Origin of the sequence: Novosphingobium sp. MBES04, assembly GCF_000813185.1 — a bacterium.
In the GTDB taxonomy this organism is placed as follows: Bacteria; Pseudomonadota; Alphaproteobacteria; order Sphingomonadales; family Sphingomonadaceae; genus Novosphingobium; species Novosphingobium decolorationis.
Map to the genome: position 1 here is coordinate 30,870 of NZ_DF850491.1, position 20,211 is coordinate 51,080.

At 62.0% G+C, this 20,211-nt stretch carries 19 protein-coding genes; 13 read left to right on the forward strand and 6 right to left on the reverse strand.

What is annotated here, in order from left to right; all coding sequences use genetic code 11:
- The 5 genes from MBENS4_RS25630 to MBENS4_RS23085 all read left to right on the forward strand — a co-directional run.
- Positions 1–95 (forward strand): DUF3768 domain-containing protein (locus tag MBENS4_RS25630; RefSeq protein WP_144401089.1); only part of this gene is annotated, 95 nt, incomplete at its 5' end.
- Between the two features lie 65 nt (positions 96–160).
- Positions 161–736 (forward strand): ParB/RepB/Spo0J family partition protein, encoded by a 576-nt coding sequence (locus tag MBENS4_RS24475; RefSeq protein WP_052322741.1) that lies wholly within the window; start codon positions 161–163, stop codon positions 734–736.
- Positions 733–1,281, forward strand: a complete 549-nt coding sequence (locus MBENS4_RS24480) for a hypothetical protein (protein WP_052322742.1) — start codon at positions 733–735, stop codon at positions 1,279–1,281. Before MBENS4_RS24475 ends, MBENS4_RS24480 begins: the two co-directional genes overlap by 4 nt.
- Complete coding sequence (locus tag MBENS4_RS23080) at positions 1,278–1,937, forward strand: hypothetical protein (RefSeq protein ID WP_039396549.1); 660 nt, start codon at positions 1,278–1,280, stop codon at positions 1,935–1,937. Before MBENS4_RS24480 ends, MBENS4_RS23080 begins: the two co-directional genes overlap by 4 nt.
- Positions 1,938–2,501: 564 nt before the next feature.
- The gene (locus MBENS4_RS23085) at positions 2,502–2,831 is read left to right on the forward strand and encodes a single-stranded DNA-binding protein (RefSeq protein WP_039396552.1); all 330 of its coding nucleotides are present in this window, start codon (positions 2,502–2,504) and stop codon (positions 2,829–2,831) included.
- A 107-nt stretch (positions 2,832–2,938) separates the two neighbouring features.
- Here MBENS4_RS23085 and MBENS4_RS23090 read toward each other — a convergent pair whose 3' ends face one another.
- On the reverse strand, positions 2,939–3,217 hold the full coding sequence (locus MBENS4_RS23090; RefSeq protein ID WP_039396555.1) for a hypothetical protein: 279 nt from the start codon (positions 3,215–3,217) through the stop codon (positions 2,939–2,941).
- Between the two features lie 248 nt (positions 3,218–3,465).
- Between MBENS4_RS23090 and MBENS4_RS23095 the strand changes: the two genes are divergently transcribed.
- The 8 genes from MBENS4_RS23095 (at position 3,466) to MBENS4_RS23130 (ending at position 13,524) form a co-directional block, all read left to right on the forward strand.
- Complete coding sequence (locus MBENS4_RS23095; protein WP_340140869.1) at positions 3,466–4,131, forward strand: hypothetical protein; 666 nt, start codon at positions 3,466–3,468, stop codon at positions 4,129–4,131.
- Positions 4,128–5,537: a relaxase/mobilization nuclease domain-containing protein gene (locus tag MBENS4_RS23100; RefSeq protein WP_242405106.1), complete on the forward strand. Its 1,410-nt coding sequence runs from the start codon at positions 4,128–4,130 to the stop codon at positions 5,535–5,537. The genes MBENS4_RS23095 and MBENS4_RS23100 overlap by 4 nt, the downstream gene beginning before the upstream one ends.
- Positions 5,534–6,424: a hypothetical protein gene (locus MBENS4_RS24485; protein ID WP_052322743.1), complete on the forward strand. Its 891-nt coding sequence runs from the start codon at positions 5,534–5,536 to the stop codon at positions 6,422–6,424. The genes MBENS4_RS23100 and MBENS4_RS24485 overlap by 4 nt, the downstream gene beginning before the upstream one ends.
- A gap of 110 nt (positions 6,425–6,534) precedes the next feature.
- Positions 6,535–7,260 carry an RNA polymerase sigma factor gene (locus MBENS4_RS23110; RefSeq protein WP_144401084.1) on the forward strand — a complete coding sequence of 242 codons (726 nt, stop codon included), beginning with the start codon at positions 6,535–6,537 and terminating at the stop codon, positions 7,258–7,260.
- A complete protein-coding gene (locus MBENS4_RS23115; RefSeq protein ID WP_039396558.1) occupies positions 7,257–8,318 on the forward strand; it encodes a FecR family protein in 1,062 nt (353 codons plus the stop codon). The genes MBENS4_RS23110 and MBENS4_RS23115 overlap by 4 nt, the downstream gene beginning before the upstream one ends.
- Positions 8,319–8,573: 255 nt before the next feature.
- On the forward strand, positions 8,574–11,084 hold the full coding sequence (locus tag MBENS4_RS23120; protein WP_039396561.1) for a TonB-dependent receptor: 2,511 nt from the start codon (positions 8,574–8,576) through the stop codon (positions 11,082–11,084).
- A 38-nt stretch (positions 11,085–11,122) separates the two neighbouring features.
- Entirely contained in the window at positions 11,123–11,740 is a 618-nt protein-coding gene (locus tag MBENS4_RS27270; RefSeq protein WP_039396564.1) for a TonB-dependent receptor domain-containing protein, read from the forward strand.
- Positions 11,741–11,751: 11 nt separating this feature from the next.
- Positions 11,752–13,524, forward strand: a complete 1,773-nt coding sequence (locus MBENS4_RS23130; RefSeq protein WP_052322745.1) for an amidase — start codon at positions 11,752–11,754, stop codon at positions 13,522–13,524.
- A gap of 575 nt (positions 13,525–14,099) precedes the next feature.
- Here the strand turns inward: MBENS4_RS23130 and MBENS4_RS23135 are convergent.
- The 5 genes from MBENS4_RS23135 to MBENS4_RS23155 all read right to left on the reverse strand — a co-directional run bounded on the left by MBENS4_RS23135 (position 14,100) and on the right by MBENS4_RS23155 (position 20,210).
- Complete coding sequence (locus tag MBENS4_RS23135; protein WP_039396567.1) at positions 14,100–14,813, reverse strand: hypothetical protein; 714 nt, start codon at positions 14,811–14,813, stop codon at positions 14,100–14,102.
- Positions 14,814–15,010: 197 nt separating this feature from the next.
- Positions 15,011–16,891, reverse strand: a complete 1,881-nt coding sequence (locus MBENS4_RS23140; RefSeq protein ID WP_148311210.1) for a type IV secretory system conjugative DNA transfer family protein — start codon at positions 16,889–16,891, stop codon at positions 15,011–15,013.
- An 18-nt stretch (positions 16,892–16,909) separates the two neighbouring features.
- On the reverse strand, positions 16,910–17,926 hold the full coding sequence (gene virB11, locus MBENS4_RS23145; RefSeq protein ID WP_039396570.1) for a P-type DNA transfer ATPase VirB11: 1,017 nt from the start codon (positions 17,924–17,926) through the stop codon (positions 16,910–16,912).
- Positions 17,927–17,929: 3 nt separating this feature from the next.
- Positions 17,930–19,201, reverse strand: a complete 1,272-nt coding sequence (virB10, locus tag MBENS4_RS23150) for a type IV secretion system protein VirB10 (protein ID WP_039396573.1) — start codon at positions 19,199–19,201, stop codon at positions 17,930–17,932.
- 1 nt (position 19,202) lies between these two features.
- A complete protein-coding gene (locus tag MBENS4_RS23155; RefSeq protein WP_052322746.1) occupies positions 19,203–20,210 on the reverse strand; it encodes a TrbG/VirB9 family P-type conjugative transfer protein in 1,008 nt (335 codons plus the stop codon).
- Position 20,211 lies beyond the last annotated feature (1 nt).

Genomic DNA, 20,211 nt, shown 5'->3' on the forward strand with positions numbered 1-20,211 from the left:
ACTACGACGCCGCACTCGAACAGGGCTCACCCGACCCTGCCGATCCCTCGGTGACCTGCCGCGTCATCACGATCCTTCGCGCCGACGAATACTGATCGGTCCTGCCTGGAGGGCGGCGGTGGCGTCGCCCTCGGCTTCCCCCTTTTCGAGGATTTCCACCATGACCACCACTATCAAGCTTTCGCAGCTGCACCTGTCGCCGCTCAACGTTCGCAAGGTCGAGCCGACCGGGATCGAGGCCCTGGCCGACGATATCTGCGCGCATGGCCTCCTGCAGAACCTGGGCGTCTATGAAGACGCAGGCAAGTTCTGGGTCTTTGCAGGCGGACGTCGCTTGCGCGCGCTCCAACTGCTCAAGATGCGCAAGGACCTGTCCGCCTCGTTCGCGGTCCCCGTCATCATCAAGGACAAGGCCGAGGCGATCGAGCTTTCGCTTGTCGAGAACTCCCAGCGTGAAACCATGCACCCGGCCGATGCGGTGACCGCGTTCGCACGGCTGCGGGACGAAGCGAGCATGAGCGCCGAAGATATTGCGGCGCGCTTTGGTTACAGCACCGGCCACGTGGCCAAGCTGCTGCGCCTGGGCAGTCTGGCTCCCGTCCTTCTTGAAGCCCTCGCGAGCGATGCCATCGGCCTGGAAGCGGCGCAGGCCTTCACCATCAGCGAAGATCACCCGCGCAGATCGCGGCGTTCGAGCGGTGCGGCAATAGCCCCACGGCGATACGCAGGGCGTTGACAACCGAGAAGGTACGAACGGATTGCGCAATCTGCCGTTTTGTCGGCCTCGATGCCTACGAGGCTGCTGGTGGCACGGTAACCCGCGACCTGTTCGGAGAGACGGGGTATGCCGATGATCCGGCTTTGCTGGATGAACTGATGTCTGCGAAGCTCGATAGTATTCGCGCCGCATTCGAGGCCGAGGGCTGGAAGATCGTCGAGGTCGCCGGAGAGGCCCCCCACGACATCTACAGCCGCGGCTACTTGCGTCCGCAGACGCGCGAGGCGACCGACGAGGAAGCGGCCCAGCTTGCCGCGCTCGATGCCCAGATGGAAGCGCTGGACGCCCAAGGGAACGCGGACGGCGAGGACGCTGCCGCCCTGTTTGCGCAGCGCAACGCGATCACGGCCAGCCTCGAGGCGTTTTCCGAGGCGCAGAAGGCCGACGGCGGCGTATGTGCCTATGTCGGGTACGACGGGGACTTGGTGGTGCGCCATTGGACCGTTCAGGTCGCGCGTTCGGTAAAAAGGGCGAGGATGCCGGCCTCTATGCAGCCAGTATGATCGAGCGTCTGACCGCAATTCGCACGATGGCGCTGCAACAGGAAGTTGCTGCCCAGCCAACCCTCGCGCTCGAAATTCTGTTGGATACCATGACAGGCCAGGTGCTCCAGGGTGTCCATAGTCACGACCTTGCGGCGGCCATTCATCCAACAGTTGCCCGCCATACGGTTGAACCTGACATGCTGGAAGGGAGCCAGCTTGCCGACGTGCCTGGCCAGTTGGTCGAGCGGTTCGGCGACGTTCCTGCCAATAGCCGCTTCGAGGCGATCCGCGCGATGGATGCAGCCGACAAGATGCAGTTGCTTGCCGCACTGGTGGCGACCTCGATCAATGGCACCATTTTCCCTCACGGCGGGATCGGAGCGCGGCACGCGAGCGCCGACGCCTATGCCGAAGCGGCGGGCCTCGATCTTGGTCAGTACTGGAACCCGGGCCAGACCTTTTTCGACCGGCTCAAGAAGACAAGCCTCCTTGCGCTTCTGGCCGATGAGTGCGGAAAGGAGGCCGCCCAGAACTGCGCCAAGATGAAGAAGGGCGACCTTGCCGTTGCCGTCAACGAGCGCCTGCCTGCGGGGTGGTTGCCCGAACCGGCTCGACGCTTCACGCCTCTTCACGAGCAGCTCGCGGACGAAGGCGAAACGTCCAAGGTTGCTTGATGTGCTGGCCGGTGGAGCGGGCCGCTCCACCGGCCTCCCTTTTGATGTGGAAGCTGCGCGTTGGCTTCCTGCTTTGCGGCACTTGCACCGGTGCAATTGTCGCCGCGCCCGCCTTGCGTGTCGCTGTCGGAAGGCCAGCTCACTTGCTAGGCATTGTGCGCAAATCCGCGTTCTTCACGACAGGAGGGCAGGGCGCCATGCCGGTTTGGCGGCATGGTTTAAGCGATCTTGTTGCGGGGAGAACGCTCGTTCCGACAGATCGTCAAAGGGTCTGCTTCCCAACTGGTATCGCAGGGCCTCTGGCGACATCCGTGCCTGATCCGAATCTTGCAGCGAGTGAGGGCGAAACCTTCTTGGGGGATGGGAAAGTCCTTCTTCGCCGGTGCTGTCCGACGCATCTGGTGTCCGGGCCTTGCTATGCGGGACGGGCTTCGCCCCAAGCCGAAAGCCGCGGCGAGGCCGCTACGGTTTCCACGATGAGGACCCTCCGTCTTTCGGCTTGCCCGCGCAAGGCCTGGCCCCCTTCCGGTGATGCGTCAGCAACCTGGAAGAAGGACAAGACCCATGCAGAATATCGCAGAATTTCGCATCATCGGCCGTGTCGGAAAAATCGAGATCAAGGACAAGGTCGCCTTCCTCGACATCGCGGCCAACTATAGCCGCAAGGTCGGAGAGGAATGGGAAGACGATCCGCACTGGAACCGTGTCACCCTCTTTGGCAAGAACACCGAGCGTGCGGACCGGATCGGCAAGGGCGATCTCCTCCACGTCACAGGGCGGGTGCGGCAAAGCAGCTACCAGCGCGAAGACGGCGAGCGGGTCTTCCACGTTGATCTCATCGCGGAACGGCTTGCGACCCTACTTCGCAGTGAGCACGCGCGAGCTGGCGACTAGAGAGCGCATTCGCAAACTAAAAAGAGCGAAGGCGGCGTTGGACGCGCCGCCTTCGTTGGTTTGCGCGAGGTGCCGTGCACGTCCTTCCAGGTCTGAGCCGGTAGCGGTCAGGCTGCGCTGGAAGGTTCGAGTTCGGAAAGCTTCTGCGTGATCGCGCCCGCGTCATGCGTTGCGATCGCCCTGGCAATTGCGCGCGCATCGGCCTTTCCCATGGCCGATATTCTGACGCGCTCCAGAGCTGCGAGCAGCGTGTCGCGCCCCGCGTCGCGGGCCGCCTCGTGTGCTTCCCTGGCCTGTTGGTCGAGCGCGGCCAATTCAGAGCGCAGCGCCGCGCGTCGGTTTTCGATGGCCGCGAGCGAGGGCGTTTTTCGGGCGGGTTTCGGCATGAAAGCGGCTCCGTGAAGTTAGGGGATGCGCGGCGATTCTGTCGCACGTCGGGCACGATCACTAGATAGGGGCGCCAGAAATTGCGATGAGTGGAGTCTGCGCATAGACAACACGCGCTTTGGGGATAGGCTGAATCTTGTTGCTGGAGCGATGTGCATTTAGAATGCAGGCAACTCCTCCTTCCACGTTTCTTGGCCTGTTCATGGACTGGTGAGGTCAAAGGAGGAATTTGTGGGTTCGGATAGGGATGGCAGGATATGCCAATTGGCACCAATGTAAACATTTGGTGTTTGGCGCCGCTGCACGGGGCTTTTGGTTCATGATCGTAAGTACGCGAATGTCTGATGAGCTGGTGGCCGAGATCGATCGTCTCGCCATCGCCCAGGGACAGAGCCGTGCGTCGTGGATCGCCAGCACCCTGCAGCGCGCGGCGCTGTCCTCCGAGAACGACAACCTGCCTGTGACTGAAGTGCAGGGCAGGGGCCATCCCGAAGATTATGTGCGCGTCACTGTCCGCCTTCATCGCCATGAGATCGAGGCGATCGAGGACGTGGCCGGGCCGTTGCACCTCACTCGAAACGAATGGATCAAGCGCACCTTGCGGTGGGCTTTGTGGGACAAGGCGGGGGCGCTGCGGCTTGCGCCTGTGAGCCAGACCGAGCTTGGCAAGCTGCGTAAGCAGATCCTCGCGATTGGCCGAAACATCAACCAGGCCGTGCACGCGATGAACGCGGCGAACCAGCCTGAAAGCCGCCTTGAAATGCATCGCGTGGCCGCGCAGTTTCTCGAAACCTGCGCCGACTTGAAGGCGCTGGTGTTCAAGACCCGGCGCGAGCTTTCCTCCTATGTCGGCGGCGAAGTCGGCTACTGGATCGAGGCACACAAAGCGCAGGACGAGGACGAACAGGGATGAGCTTTTGCTTCTCATCCGGCACGCTCGACAGTCTCGCGGGCGTCTATGCGCCGCCCAAGAAGCGCAAGCCAGGGAGCGGCGGCGGGAAGGCGTCAGCTCCTAAAGCGGGGGGAACGCTTTTCGCGTTCGCGGTCTCTTCGATACTTCCTTCCCCGTCAAAGCCCAAGAATGAGAACCGGCCCAGCGCACAGGCCAAGTATGCTTTTGGTGGCAGCACGTCGGCGTCGGCAACCGGCCGCGCCATCCGCACCATGGAGCGCACGGCCCGGCGCGCGCCGGAGGTCGTGGTGCGCGTGACCGGGCGCCAGCATGGCGGCGGGCATGTCCTTGCAAACTTCGCCTACATCAGCCGTCTGGGGCATGGCGAGGACGTCCAGGTGCCTCTCTACACGAGCGATGGCGACGTTCTTCGGGATGGACAGGACATGCGCATTCTCGCTCAGGACTGGCAGGAATGGGAAGTCGGAGGCGATGATCGGCGCAAGGGCGCGACCTCGATTTCGATGGTCCTATCGATGCCGGCCGCGACCGACCCCGAGGCGCTGAAGGCGTCGGCGCTCGATTTTGCGCGCGAGGAGTTTGCCAATCGCTCGTGGGTCGCCGCTCTCCACGTCGACCGCGATCACCCGCATGTTCACCTGACAATTGCACGTCGCGACCATGATGGGCGACGCTTTCATCCGAACCGAGACGATCTTTTTCGGTATCGTCAGCGGTTCGCCCAGAAGCTGCGTGATCGTGGGATTGAGGCGAACGCGACGCCGGCGCGGGCGCGCGGGATCGATCCTACGCACGAGCCGATCGCGGCAAAGAAGATGCGCGAAAAGGGGCAGGTGCCGCGGATCGACAAGAGCCGTGCCGAACGAGCGTGGGCCTTCCGTGAGAGAGGCGTCCCCGATCCGGTGAAGCAGGTCCTGGCCGATCGCCACGCGACGGTTTTGCAGACCTACGCCAAGTCGATCATGGAACTGTCCTCGTCTCCCTCGTTGTCCGACCAGGTAACGGCGCAGACGCTATCAAAGTTCGTCGAGATCATGCCCGAGCCGGAGAGCAATTCGGAGCGGGCGGCGCGGCTCAGGCATGAAGTAGAGCGTGGGGCGCGACTGGTCGATGATCGCGATCCCATTGCCCGAGCGCTTGCGAAGTATGAGCAGCGTAGTCTCGGCGCCCAAGGAGTGAAGCAGGTCGAGACGGGTGTCCGGCCATCTGAAAAGTCGAGCGGCAATGTGCTCGATGATGGCGTCTCGGATAGGCTCAAGGCCTTCATTGAGAAGGCTGGCGAAGATAAGTCCGAAGGCTCCGTCGATCGAGCCGACGACATTCTCCGTCGTGTTCGCGAACGTGACCTGGAGCGCCAACAGTGTGAGATTGATCGGTCCAAGGATCGAGGAGGGCCTCAACGATGAACGAGGAGGGCACGCGCCTGGCTGTCGCGGCGATCCTTGAAACTGTGATGGCAATGCAGTCCGAAATGGCGGCGATGAATGCCAGGCAGGTCGAGATTCTCGATCGCCTGAATCAAATCGATGCCGGGCTTGCGTCGACGACGGACCTCGTGCCGATGCTGAAGATTATTTTCGCGCGCCTCATTGAGGACCGGGAGCGTCAGGCCGAGGGCTTTGAACGGACCGCCGAACTGGCCGCTTTCGCCCATGCAGCCGCGAGTGGGCAGGGCGAACCATTGCCGGACGAACTTGCAGATCACGCGTTATTGAAGCGTTTTGCCTATCTGCAACCGGCCGAGCGCGAGCCAAGTGATCCGGCTCTTGCGCGTTGGAGGCAAGAGGTGAAGCGGGCTTCTACAGAGGAACTGACCAAGGTTCTGAAGGCCCAGTATACGCCGTCGCCGACGGAGCCAGTTGACGTTCGGGTGCTACGTTTTCGCTTGGCTGCGATTACGCGCGATGAACTCAAGGCGCGCGGCGCTGTGTTGCCGACCGCGCACCCACCGGCCATCGTTCGTGATCATTCCGTCATGTCGAAGCAGGCGCGCATCGCTGAACTCGCTGCACTCTGGCGCGGGGGCGATAGCCTTGCTCTTCACGGCGATGCCGAACTCGCTGGTGCGATTGACTATATAGGGCGAACCCGGGCTCGTCTCTTGGCCGAGGGTAACTCTCCCGAGTTGGTCGACGACTTGATGGCCCAACTCCACGAGAAGATTGGCGAGGAGATGTCTGGCGGGCAGGTTGTAAAGCGTCAGACCGCACCTCCGCATGATGCGCCAGGTCGGGAAAATGGCAAAGATCTTGGCCTGGGACCGCCCCGAGAGACGGCCCCAAATATCCGCTAGCGCTCGTGCCTGCGCTTTTTCCGATAGGTGCCCAAGTAGGGCCGCTCAGTGCCTGATTTGAGGTGCCAGAGAGCCGACTGTGCTAATCTTCGACATGACCGCTCTCCGGTGTGGAACGTTCCAGACCCACCTTGGCACATCAATGCCGTCGGCGGGCGGTCACATCATCAAAGCCGCAGAACACGCTCAAACCAAGATTGACAGGCAACCATCTGCTATTTCATCCTAAAAGCCTTGCAAAAGGGGCTGACGCGATGGACTGGAAAGGGTTTAGCCGTAAAGAGCCTCAAGCGAAAGCCTCTGTAGCGGCGGCTAACGCTGAACTGGCAGGGGTGCTGTGCCGTCGCGATCGAGAGGAATTGGTTGCTTATTTACGGCGTGCGCTGGGCGGCAATGCCGCGCTCGCTGAAGACATGGCGCAGGAGGCCCTGACGCGCATCGTGCTGTCGAAGCGCAGATACGAGGGCCAGCGTGCGCGGGGCCTGCTGTTCACGATCGCGCGCAACCTGCTAGTCGACCACTATCGGCACGAAAATGCACGTGCGCGGGCCCTCCATAGCTTGGGCGTGCTTGGAAATGATGCCGAAAATCGCAATCCCTTGCGCGATCTGGTCGCTCGCGAGGATATGGACTTGGCGCGCGAGACGATCCGTGCTTTGCCGCCGCGCTGCCAGCAAGTTTTCATCCTGAATCGCTTCGAGCATATGAGTTATGCCGCGATTGCGAGGCACTGCCAAATCAGCGTATCGATGGTTGAGAAACACATCCATCGTGCGCTGATGGAACTTGTCAGCGCACTTGAAGAAACGGGCCAAGACCGAACCGGACACGTATGACAGCGACCGAGGCAAACAAGGCGGCAGTTCGCGAATTTTTGCTCCGGGAAGCGGCGGAGAACAATGACGAGCGTGGGCCAGACAGCGCCCCCGTCTTCATGACCGATGCGCAACTGGCGACTGCTTATGCGTGGGATATCGCTGGACTGCTGGGTGATGATCCCGAGATTCTCGAACTGCGCGCGCAGGCGTTGCGTGCGGACGGCGTTACGGCGTCGGACGGGCCGTGCGATGAGCCACTGATCCCTGAGATCGGTCCTCAACGTGAGCCGATCCTGCGCCGCATGAGCGCCCCTGCCCTAGGGCTTGGCCTTGGCATAGCCGCATCGCTGGCGGCGATTTTCGCGCTTGGTCCGGCGCTGCCCGATATTTCCGGGTCGGTCAGAGGCGGGGCGAGAGCACAACGTCAACCACTCGAGTTAAATCTGCACGAAATCGCCACGTCACATGGCCAGCGTCGTGTGGCTCGGCTTGACGATTCTAGCACGATCACGCTGGACGGTGATACGCGAGTGCAGATTGCGATCTCGCCGGATGAGCGGCGGGTGCGGCTTCTGGAGGGGCGGGCCTACTTCGACGTCGTCCATTCGCAGCGCCCCTTCATCGTCGAAACCCGTGGCGGCGAAACGCGCGATCTTGGAACGCGCTTCGTCGTTGAAGATGCTGGTGGGCAGACGCATGTCAGCCTGATCGAGGGCGAAATCTCGGTGCAGGCACAAGCCAGGTCAGCGCCGGTCAGCCTTCTACCGGGCGAGACAGTGGGTTACGATCGCAACGGCACTCTTTCGCGTATCACGCCATCGCGTGGCGATCCCGGAGACTGGACGCAGGGGCGGCTCGTATTCAGGGACACGCGGCTTGCCGAAGTGGCCGAAGCACTGTCGCGCTATGCCCCACGGCCGATCGTGCCGGCGCAGGCGCCGGAGATTCAGAACCGTCGTGTCACCGGAACCTTTCTCATCCGGGACAAATCGAATTTCGCATCGGCATTGTGCGAAGCTCTTGATCTGCGCCTAGTCGAGTCTCCCGATGGTGTGGATTTGCTGGTGGCGATTTGAGGGCAGGATGTTGTGCTGCAGCGATGCGCAGAGCGCCGCATCCTGAAGCGTTGGAGCGCTGCATAGACAGCCAAAGGCCATGATCAATCGAGATTTATGCCGAGTAAAATGAGACGTCGTCGGTCCTGACAATATTACGAGGGCATTGTAGGTCCAGAAATTTTTTGCAGTTGCGAGGTGAGGTGGTCAGCATGTGCTTCGTTTACTGGTCGAAGGGCAGGCGAACAACGCATTGCCTACGAGCCAGGGGGCACCATGACTTTTCGCAACTGCATTCATTCGTTCATGCACTACCAACTCCTGACGACAGCAGCCGTGACGGCGGTCGCCGCGACTTCGTGCCTTGCCGTGCCAGCGCTGGCCCAGTCATCGACGATCCGCTTTGCAATTGCAGAGCAAAGTCTCGACCGGGCGCTGAACGAACTCGCCCTCCAGTCCAACCGTCAACTGATCGTCGATAGCACGCTGGTTCGCAATCGCCGGTCGCAAGCGTTACAGGGGCGCTTCGCGCTGGAGCAGGCCCTCGACACACTCCTTTCCGGCACCGGACTAAGCTATAGGGTTGGCGCATCCTCCATCATCATCCGCAAGGGATCGGGCGGCACGCAGCACACGGCTGAACGCAGGCTGCAGGGGAGCGCATCTGATGGCGCCCTCACGCAAGGCGGTGCTGAGAACGGGGCGGTCGGCGCGGTCGCTGCAGGCGATGCCGAAGCCCCCGGCCAGGAGCCGGCGCCGATCATCGTAACGGGCTCGCGCCTTGCCCGCTCGGGTTACGACACACCCCAGCCTGTCGAGGCGATTGATGCGGAGGCGATCCAGGCAACGGGCTTATCCAACATCGCCGATGTCCTGAGCCGCTCGCCGCAAGTGGGCGTGGGGCTGGGGCAGTCCAATTCCTATTACAATGCGGACGCTGGGGCTTCCTTTATCAACTTGCGTGGTCTTGGCACCAATCGCACTCTGGTTCTCGTCAATGGCCGCCGCCGGGTAGCGGGAACCGAAACCTCTTCAGCGGTGGACCTGACCACGATCCCTTCCAACATGGTGGACAAGGTCGAGGTCATCACGGGCGGCGCTTCGGCAGTTTACGGCGCTGACGCCGTGACGGGCGTGGTCAACGTGACGCTGAAATCGCATGTCAACGGTCTCGAACTGACGGGTCGCAGCGGTATTTCCAGTCGTGGAGATGCGGCCAGCTATTCGCTGGGGGGGATCGTTGGTTCCGACTTCGCCGACGAGCGCGGTAGCGTCGTTGTAGGCGTTTCCTATAACCGGGAAAGGCCGTTGATGGCGCGCCAGCGCAGTTTCGGCAGGCAGCAGGTGGCGCTGTTCAACAACCCCGACAATACCGGCCCCGACGATGGCATCTACGATGCGGTGGCCGTGCCCGACTACCGCTACAATGGCACCCCTTATGGCGGTAATTTCCCTATCGGGGGCACCAGTTACACCTATGATGCGAACGGCGTGCGCCCGGTCAGCAATACGGCCTCGACCGCTAACTACGCAGCTGGTGGCGATGGATTCAACGATGCAGACTTTGCGCCTCTGCGCAATGGTAGCAAGGTTTTCGCGGCAACGGCCCATCTCGAATACGAGATCAGCGATGCTATCCAGCTCTTTGCCGATGGTCAGTATGCGCGCACCAAGGCTTCTTCACCGCTGCAGCCGACTTTCGATTCCGCTGGCGATTTCACGCTGAGCTACGATAATCCGCTGATTCCTGACGATATCCGGGCGTTGATGGACGAGGCAGGCGAGACCACGCTGACCTTTGGCCGAACCAACTGGGACCAGGGGCAGCAGTATCGCTATGTTGATCGTGACACGGTGACGGGCGTCTTGGGCCTGCAAGGCGATCTTGGTCAGTTCCACTGGATGGGCTTCTACCAGTACGGTCGCTATGAAGCGGATTCACGCGTCACGCATGATCGTATCACGTCGCGGTTTGCGCAGGCGCTCGACGCGGTCCAACTGGGCGACGGCAGCATTGTGTGCCGCGATGATGATGCGCGTGCGGCAGGATGTGTGCCGATCAACGTCTTTGGGCCTTCTGCGGCATCGGACGATGCAGTTGCCTATTTCGACTATTCCGAGCGGCGCAAGGTCGTAAACACGCAGCAGGTTGCAGGTGCGCAGATCGACGGCGACGCATTCGAACTTCCTGCAGGTCCAGTGCAGGTCGCGCTGGGCATCGAATGGCGCAAGGAAACCACAAGGGCACAGGCCGACCCGCGCGCGGAAGCCGGAGAACTGTGGCGAGTGGCGGATAACAGCATCAAGGCTGATTTCAACGTGAAGGAGGCCTTCGGCGAAGTCCTTGTTCCGATCCTCGCCGATCAGCCTTTCGCGCGTGAGCTTTCTCTGGAGGGCGCTGCCCGTATCTCTGATTACAGCACCATCGGCACGACCTGGACGTGGAAGCTGGGCGGGCAATGGGCGCCTAACCGGGATATCCGCTTTCGCGTTACCCGTTCGCGCAGCGTGCGCGCGCCCAATCTGTCCGAACTCTACAGTCCGGGAACCGTATCTAACGTCAACCTGCTCGATCCGTGCAGTGCCGCGCGTGTAAACCTTGAACCCAATCGTGCGGACAATTGCGCCGCGCTGGGGCTGCCCACGAACTACACCGACCCGCAGGCAAACGCCTATAAGACCGTGATTACCGGCGGCAATGCGGACCTCAATGCGGAAAAGTCGAAAAGCTGGACGGCCGGGGCGGTTATCACACCCGGATTCCTGCCTGGCGTCATCGCTCGATAGACTGGTGGAAGATTGATATTACGGGCGCGATCGGCAGTGTGCCTGAAAACCGCATCGTGGAGAACTGCGTCGATTCCGCCTCGGTCGACAATGCCTTTTGCCCACTGGTCCAGCGCCGTGCCGATGGCGCGATCACGCAGATCAGCGTTTCACCGATCAATATCGGTTCGCAGAAGGCCGAAGGGATTGATTTCGGCGTGCAGTATCATCAGCCCATTGGAGAAGTCGACGGACATCTGCGTGTCTCCGGCACGTATCTCATCGGCAACCGCCAGCAGGTGATCAGCGGCGATCCCACCACACTGGACATTGCCCGCGGCGAGATCGACAATCCCAAGTGGCGCGTGAATGCCACGCCGGGGATCACGTGGGGCCAATTCAGCCTCGACTGGACACTGCGCTACATCTCGAAATCTCATGTCGACGTTCAGCTGAGTGATGAGGGGCGCAGCGACAACGACGTCTCCTCCCGCCTTTACAATGACCTCTATCTCACCATGGACGTCAATCGCGATGCCCAATTCTATCTGGGTATCAACAATCTGTTCGACGTGGATCCGCCGTACAGCGCAGAGACGTTTCAGGGCACCGGCCGAGGCGCACTGTTCGACAACATCGGGCGGTACATTTATGTCGGCGTGAACAGCAAGTTCTGACAGGAATGGCCATGCAATCAACCAACCGTCGCGCTCTGCTCAAGCGTTTGGCCACGACCGGTGCGGCAGCTGGCATCGCGGCGGGGGGAGGACTGTCCAGAGCCGGGGCGGCACCGGCAGGCGTCGCATCCCGCGCCGGGATCGCATCAGCCTGCCAGCCCCTGACTGGCCTCACGTTCACGTCATCGGAGCAGGATCAGGCGCTGGGCATGCTGGACGAGGCCATCGCGAGGGCTCACGCGCTTGCTGCGCTCAAGCTTGATAATGCATCGCCGCCCGCCGAATTGTTCGACCCACGCCTGCCAGGCTGGCAACCGCGCGAGGCAGGACACCGTGCCGCCGCGCCGCGTCCCGCGCCGCCAAGGCCGTCTGACAGCGAGGATATCGCCTTTGCGCCCCTGATCCATCTGTCCCAGTGGATTCAGGAGCGCACCCTGACCAGCCTGGACCTGACCCGGATCTATCTCGCCCGGATCGAGGCTCGTGCGGGCCGGACAAACGCGATCGCCACGCTGCGCAGTGAGGACGCCTTGCGCGAAGCGCACGCCCTCGACCAGGAACTGGAAAAGGGGCATTGGCGCGGGGCCTTGCACGGCATTCCATATGGTCTCAAGGATCTCGTGGATACCGCCGGGCTCCGCACGGCGTGGGGCGCGGCCCCCTATCGTGACCGGGTGCCCGACAGTGATGCCACGCTTGTTACACGGCTCAGGGATGCTGGCGCTATCCTCCTGGCCAAGACCACATGCGGAGCGCTGGCCTATGGTGATCGCTGGTACGGCGGACGGACCCGGAACCCGTGGAACCTTGAGGAAGGCTCTTCCGGCTCGTCTGCCGGAAGCGCTGCGGCTGTGGCGGACGGGTTATGTGGCTTTGCCATCGGCACCGAAACGATGGGTTCGATCATAGCCCCTTCGGCGCGGTGCGGTACCGCAGGTCTGCGCCCGACCTTTGGGCGCACCCCGCGCAGCGGGGTCATGGCGCTATGCTGGTCCTTTGACAAAGTCGGCGTTCTGGCGCGCGATCCTGCCGATACCTTGCCAGTGCTGGCCGCTATAGAGGGGGCCGATGGCCTCGATCCCTGCGCCATTTCCGCGCCGCTGGCACCCGAACCCGCGCTGGAGCCGACTAAGACCACACTGGGCTATCGCCCGGAGTGGTTCGAGAATGCGCCGGCAAGCGATCTAGCCGTGCTGGATGCGGCGCGGCAGGCTGGCTTTCACCTGCAGGTGCTAACGATGCCCGACATCGATCTCTCCTTGCTGGGGGCACTTGTCAGCCTTGAGTCCGCCGCCGCCTTCGAAGAACTCACGGCATCGGGGGGCGACGACTTGCTCACCTGGCAGGATGACGTGGCCTGGCCCAATACGTGGCGTGCAGCCCATTTCGAAACGGCGGTAAACTACATCCAGGCCCAGCGCCTGCGCCGGCGGTTGATGCAGCAGATGGCGCTCGCGATGGACAGCGTCGATGCCATTTTACATCCTAACAACGCCGGTGGCTTGTTGCCGATTGGTAACTATTGCGGATTGCCGGGGGTCATTTTCCCAAGTGGTATACTGCAACAACCGACGCGTCATGGCTTCACAAGCTACATCGCTCCAGATCAGGTGCCTTCAGGTTCTGTCCTCCATAACGTTCCATTTGGTACTTCGCTCACGGGCCACCTTTTCGACGAGGCCCGCCTCGTGGCCATCGCGCGGACTCTTCAAAGTGCACTTGGGCTTGGCTCTGAGACGCTACGTCCGCCATTCGATCAGATCAGTCGGCACGCAAAGCTGTGAGCGCTTCCGCTAATTCGAACGTCGTTGTTGCACAGATACACGAGGGATTTCGTTCGTGAATCCAGTCGGTTATTTGGCGTCGATGAGCGAACCAGCCCGCGCCCGTTACCGCACGACGAACTGGAAGGCCTCAAACGCAGGGTGTCGCGTGACCGAATGTCTTCAGAGACCGACTGCCAATCCGCGACTGATTTGCGCCCATCCTTGCCGATCAGTTCCAGCTATGCAGCGCCAGGAAGCCGACCTTCAGCTATGACGTGGCTTGGGACATTATGTTCGGTCCGGTTTTGGGCGGTCCTTCCTGGAAAGCTGCCGCTCCCGACAGACTGATTGCCGTCGGTGCTTTGGCTGCAAGGCGCCCTTCTCGGTCGTTCGGAACTGCTTGTCCTGATCCCGGAACCTCCCGCTCCTTGCTATCCATTGACGATAGATTCGTTTGGCGAGCGATGAAGCGGTGATTCTCGAACACCGTAAGAAGTGAGAGCTTTGCTAAAAATTTAGCTTCCGCAGCATGGTCCAACTGGCCACTCCCAGAAGCTGGCTCAAATTTGTCCACATCGCCTAAACAAGGACCGTTAGGGCCTGAACGCCTCGGTCGTCGGAAGCATTCCTTTCCAACCTACCGCCTCATTCCAGTAACGCTCCATCCAGAGCCACTTGGCGCGAACTGAAGCGATATGCTCGGCCTTGTAGCATTGCCCTGCGATGCGCTCCGCGAGGTATCGCGCGTTCTCGTCCAAAATGACCTGGCCGACCTTAGGTTCGGGCGTATAGATTTGGTATTCCCGTAGGGTATTGAGGGTTTTTGTCAGATCGTAAGGATCAGTGCGAAAAGCGAAAACTTCCTCCCACATAGGACCGCTTATCAATGGCTCCAGTGAACTATGGATCGAAATCCTTGGAGGAGCACCTGAGCGATCCATTTCATAAGCCCGCAGATACCCCGGCCCAAAAAGCACCTCATCAGTATGGATCATATTGCCACAAGCAATTCCGCCCCTCAGGAGGACTGATTGCTGAAGGAGGTTATTTGCGAGGAATACGGCTCCTTGCAACACACCATGGAGGCCGATGCCGTCCGCCTGACCTGAGATAACGATGCAATCGCTGAATTGAGTAGCGCGCAAGTCTCCATGAATCGGATTGGCACCTACGGTGTTTCGCATGGTATCTACCAAGCCGAGTATAGCTCTTCGCCACTCAGGATCATCAGCGTTCTCTACCAGTTTCGAGAACCCGAGAATGTCCAAGAATGCGACCACGCGGGGCTGGTATTTGTCGTTTTCCATCCAAGGAGCATATGATTGATTTCTTTGCGCGTGAACATCGCAGAGGCTGTTATTTGATGATTCCCAACACCCGCCGTTAGCGGGTTGCTCAGGAAAAGACCGCGATACATCAAGAGCCGAGTGGTTTGTGCCACGATTCGGAATGGCAGCTATCCCAAGACAGCTTTCAGAAACTTGCCGTTCCGCTACCGGCCCAATCAGGCTGTTGGGATCATCACGGAAAATAGGTCCTTGAACAACATGTGCGCTGTTTGTCGGGGGGCGTGATTGGCTGTCGTCTGAAGCGCTTTGACCACTGGCATGTTCAGAGGCCTGCCGCTGCCTCCGGGTATTCCCGCTTCGCTTTCCCCACTCGCCTCGGCAGCTGTGATGACGCGAAGGCTTCGCGCCGGGACGGCAGGATCGGGGCGGATCGTCGGCATCGCTGGCGCTTGTACCTTCGTCAGTGCGAGCATGTCCTTCTCCTGATAGTAGCGGATCTTCTTGCCGTAGACGGGCGGGATGCCCGAGCGCAGAACGATTAGATCCTTCTCTGGCAGTAAGAGCAGCTCTTGCGGGAGCAGGAGCGCGCGGCGCTGATCGGATTCCGACACGGAACCGCCACCACGGCCCCAGGCGCCAAACGAACGAGACTTCGCCCGGAAGGTGTAGGTGCCCAGGCGTTCCGAGACGTTCTTGGCGTCGTTGATCTCCTTGGGCCGCATGACAATCTGCACGCCGCAGTTCGCGGAGATCTCCTTGGCCACCTTGTCGCCGTAGATGTGATCGAGCTGGGAGAAGTTCTGGATCACGGGGAGGAGACGGATGCCATAACCCGCCACATAGCTGAAGCCGCTGGCGATGACCGAGGCGCGGCCGAGGCGGGTGAACTCGTCGAGCAGGAGGAGCAGGCGCACGTTGTGCCGGTCGGCCGAGGGCAACTCGCGCACGTTGAGGTCGATGAGCTGCTGGAAAAGCAGGTTGTAGATCGGCGCGACCCGCTCGAGGTCGTCGGGCGAGACGCCGAGGTAGAGCGAGATCCGCTTGTCGCGGAACTGGCGCAGATCGAAGTCGCTCTCGGCCGTTGCGGCATCGACATAGGGGTTGAGCCAGAGGTTGATCTTGGCCGTCACGGACTGGCGAATGGACGTGAAGGTGTTGTCCGAGGAAGAAATCCAGTCGCGCAGCGCAGAAATGCACGCGCCAGAGAGAGGCTTTCCGGCCTGTTCGCGCTGCTTGATGATTTTGGGGAAGCGGCGCCGGGCATCACCGGCGGCGAACTGGCGATAGACCTCGCCGATCGTGAAGGGCAGGGCGTCCTCGCCATCGTCGACGGTGGCCGCAACATAGGCCGAGACCCCGAGGAAGGCCGTTCGCGCGCTTTCGGCCCAGAAGTTGTCGCCGGTCAGTGGGAGCGGGAACAGCATGGCCCCGATCTTCTGCAACTCGTTGATGATCTCGACGGGATCGCGTCGGTTGATGTGGCCGAGCGGATTGTAGCGGCACGTCCGTCCTTCGCCGTCGAGCGGGTTGAACAGAAGCGTCTTCTGGCGAAGCTGCCTGGCGCGGTAGCCCGAGGTCAGGTCCCAGTTCTCCTGTTTCACATCGAGGACCACGACGGAATCAGGCCACGACAGCAGGTTCGGGATCACGACGCCCACGCCCTTACCGGCCCGGGTCGGGGCTTCGAGCATGACATGCTCGGTTCCGCCAAAGCGCAGGAAACTGGTATTGAAACGCCCCAGGATGATGCCGGCGCTTTCGAGAAGGCCAGCACCCTTCACCTCGCCAAAGCGCGCCCAGCGCGCCTCGCCGTGCAGCTTTTGCGCGGTGAACATCGAGGCGAAAACGCCGACCAGGCACAGAGCGAAACTGATGGCGAAGCCGAGAAGGAACGGCTGCCAGACGATCGACATGGATTTCATCGACCAGAGCGCGCCGGGCACTTTCGCCCAGGGTGTTTGCATCGAGAGCAGATGCGCGCGCCACAGCACCGTGATCGCGCCGATCGCGGCGCTGACCACGAGGCCCACGATCATGAGAAACGCAATGGCGCCTGGTTGGGACGCCCCCCGATTGCGAACCATCTTGCCACTCATGGGCCACTCCTTTGGTTGTCAGTCGTGAGGTTTGCCGGCCGGATCGAACCACACTTCGGTCATTCGGTAGCGGGCCGGTCGGCCGTCGCTGGGCGGAAGGCGGTGCATCTGCACCACAATGTCGACGAGCGAGCGCAGCAGGGCGCGAATGTCGTGGCGGTCGAGGTCGTTGCCGCCTTCGGATTCCTTGACGAGCAAGGTGAGCTGTTCGAGCGCGCCTTCGGCGGTGTTCGCGTGGACCGTCGTGATCGAGCCGGGATGCCCGCTGTTGACGTTGCGCAGGTAGAAGAAGGCCGTTCCGTCGCGCAGCTCCTGAAGGAGAATGCGATCGGGCCGCATGCGCAGCGCGGATTCCAGCAGTTCCTTCGCGCCCGCCTTCTGCAGACCGTGCCCATCCTTGGAATACATCATGTGGACCCGGTTGCGCTGGGGCACCACCAGTTCGCGGGTATCCTCGATCGTCAGCACCCGCTCGAAGTCGGGGATCAACTTGATGAGCGCCTTGGAGAAGGTGGTCTTTCCCGAGCCGGTCGCACCGGAAATCAGGATGTTCTTGCGCGCCTCGACGGCGAGCGTGAAGAAGCCGTTCCAGTCGCCTGCCGCCCGGTAGGCCAGAAGGGCATCATCGACTTCGTTGGCTGCGCCGTGCGCTTTGACTTCGCTGAAGAGGCCCGAGCGGTCGAGGTCGCCAAGGTCCATCGCCGTGTTTGAGGCCTTGCGGATGGTGATCGAGACGAAGCCGCGCTCGATGGCGGGCGGGATCACGACCTGGGCGCGCTCGCCGCCCGGCAGGACCGAGGAGCAGATGGGGTAGTCCTCGCTTATGTCCTGTTTGGTCAGGCTCGCAATGAGCCGGGCTAGGGTCATGAGGCTGGCGTGATCGAGCGAGGGCGCCTCATGCCACTCCCACCCCTTGCGGGTTTCGATGCCGATCACGCCCGGCTCGTTGATGACCAGTTCGGTCACGTCCTCGCGATCGAGGAGCGGTTGCAGTGGGGCTGCATTGTGCTGGTAGATCGCCGAGACGTTTGCCATCGTTCAGCGCCGCAGTTTGAGGTCATAGACCGGGCTGAAGTCGAAGTCCTTGGCGACGAAGATCGCGGCGGTGTCGCCCTGGTTCTTTTTCAGGATCGGTTTGATGTTCTTGCTGTCCTGAAGGATCGTGTTGCCCATCTCGCTTGGCACCTGCGTCGTGTAGGTGCCTTCGTTCGCAACGGCGCGACCGGCGATGTTGGAGGCGTCCTCAAGCACGCTCATCATGAGAGCTGCCCCGAAGCGCGCCCAGAACTGCGTATCGACCCCGCCCGACATACCCGAGCGGCCGAGCGTATCGGCCGCAGGCGAACCAAGGTCGATCGCGACCCCGCGCGGGGTGAGCGCGCGGGTCCACAGCACGAACATGCGCGCCTGGCCTTGCGTGATGCCGCCCGAATACTGTCCCAGGACCTTGGTGCCCTTGTCGAGCAGGACCACGCGGCCGTCTTCGGAATAGACATCGTGGTTGATGACACACGAGACGAACCCGGCCTGTGTCGAGTTGATCGCGGTCTGCAAGGTGCAGGGAATGACCGTGCCGGCGCTCAGCAGGAAGTCGCGGTTCTTGATGAGCGAGGCGCGCACCGTCTCGATCTTCGCGTGCCCGAGCTGGTCGGTGAAGTCGGTCGAGCCCTTGCTGGCCGAACCCGTGCCCGTATCGTCATCAGAGGGCGGGCCAAAGCCGCTGGCCCCGAAGTTGCGGGGGCCGCTTTCCTGGGCCTGCGCACCCGCAGCGGCTGCGTTCCCCGCTGGCGACAGCGTGGACGCGGACGCCGTGAGGCCATTGGCCTGATAGGCCATGACCGGGGCCCGCCGTGCAGCATCAGCCATTTTCAGGCGCTCCTCATAGCGCTTCTGGGCAAGGTTTTCCTCGCCACTGGCAGCCTCGCCCGTTGCAGGGACCGGGTTGCCGTTGGCATCGGTGGTCTGTTGCCCCAGGACCGGACGGCCGAAAACGTCGGTCTGAGCGCTGCCCGCTTGTCCAAGCTGACCTGCGAGGGCCGCACGCTGCGCGGCGGGTGAGGCCACCACATCATCGACGCTCTTCTGGCTGGCTTGCGCGGGCTCCTCGGCCGCCTTCGCCGACCCGGCGTTGTGAAAGACGCCGTAGCCGATGATGATGCCAAGAATGGTCGCGACCAGGCCGACACCGGCCCCGACGAAGGCGACATTGCCCCAATTGGTGCCGCTGCGACCCGCGGGCGATCCGCTCTCTTCGGGAATGGAATCGGTGGGCGCGAGCTCACCGCCGCGATCAATGACGTTCTCGGCCATGTTACTGCCCCTTCACTTTGCGTTCGACGATGTTGGAGACGGTGCCCGTGCGCTCGGCGCGATCGTTGCGGGGCGGCGCCTCGTTGTAGATCGCGAGGACCGCCTTGCCCCGGCGCAGGCGCAGTTCGCGGTAGACGGCGTGGATCACCACGAAGTCGTCGCGCACGTCGTAGGGCACGATTGTCTCGCTCCCGTCCACGTCGACCGCGAAGATCGAGGGAATGTCGGCGTGGCCGGGGAAACGCATCGCCGTGAACTCGCCGTTGTCGGAGATTTCGCTCGGTTGCAGCGAGGCATCGCCCTGTTCGGTGTAGTTGAAGTTGCGCTTGCCCTCGATCACCGCGTGATCGAGCGCGGTCTTGACGATCCGGCTCTGCATGGCCTGAGCGGCTTGAGCCTGCGCCATCTGGGCCTGCTCGGCGCTCATCGCCTGCTCCGCTTGTGGGTAGTGGAAGCGAATGCCGTACATCGTGGCCGAGGTGCCGAGCGCCAGGTTGAAGTGGTAGGTGCGGGTTATCCCGCCTTCTTGGGTTAGGACGATGAGGTTCGTTCCGGCCGCCTTCTCGCGGGGTTTCAGGAAGACCACATTGCCGACCGGCGCAATCTGCCAGGAGATCGTGTCGCCAAGGGCTGCCTGCGTGACGGTCTCGCCAGCGCCGAACTGGATCTCGATCGCGTGGCGGAACTGGCCGACGACGCTCACCACCTGGTCGGGATCGTAATCGACCGTGCGCACCCGCGCGTCCTTCTCGCCTGCAACGGGCGTTTCGGCCCCAAAGCTGGCATGAGGCGCGAGTGTAACGATGACGGTGCCGGCAAGGCTGAAGGTCACCAGCTTGCGCCAGATCGCGTCGACCCCGCGCCAGAACGGGCTCCTGGCACCCGAGGTGGTGAGCGCAACCTTGGTGTCCGCAGGCGACAGGCGCCGGGCGAGCTTCGCGCGAAGGACGGGGAAGAAGGGCGCAGGCGTGCTGTCACCGCTTTCGGGCGTCTTGGGCGCATCGCTCATG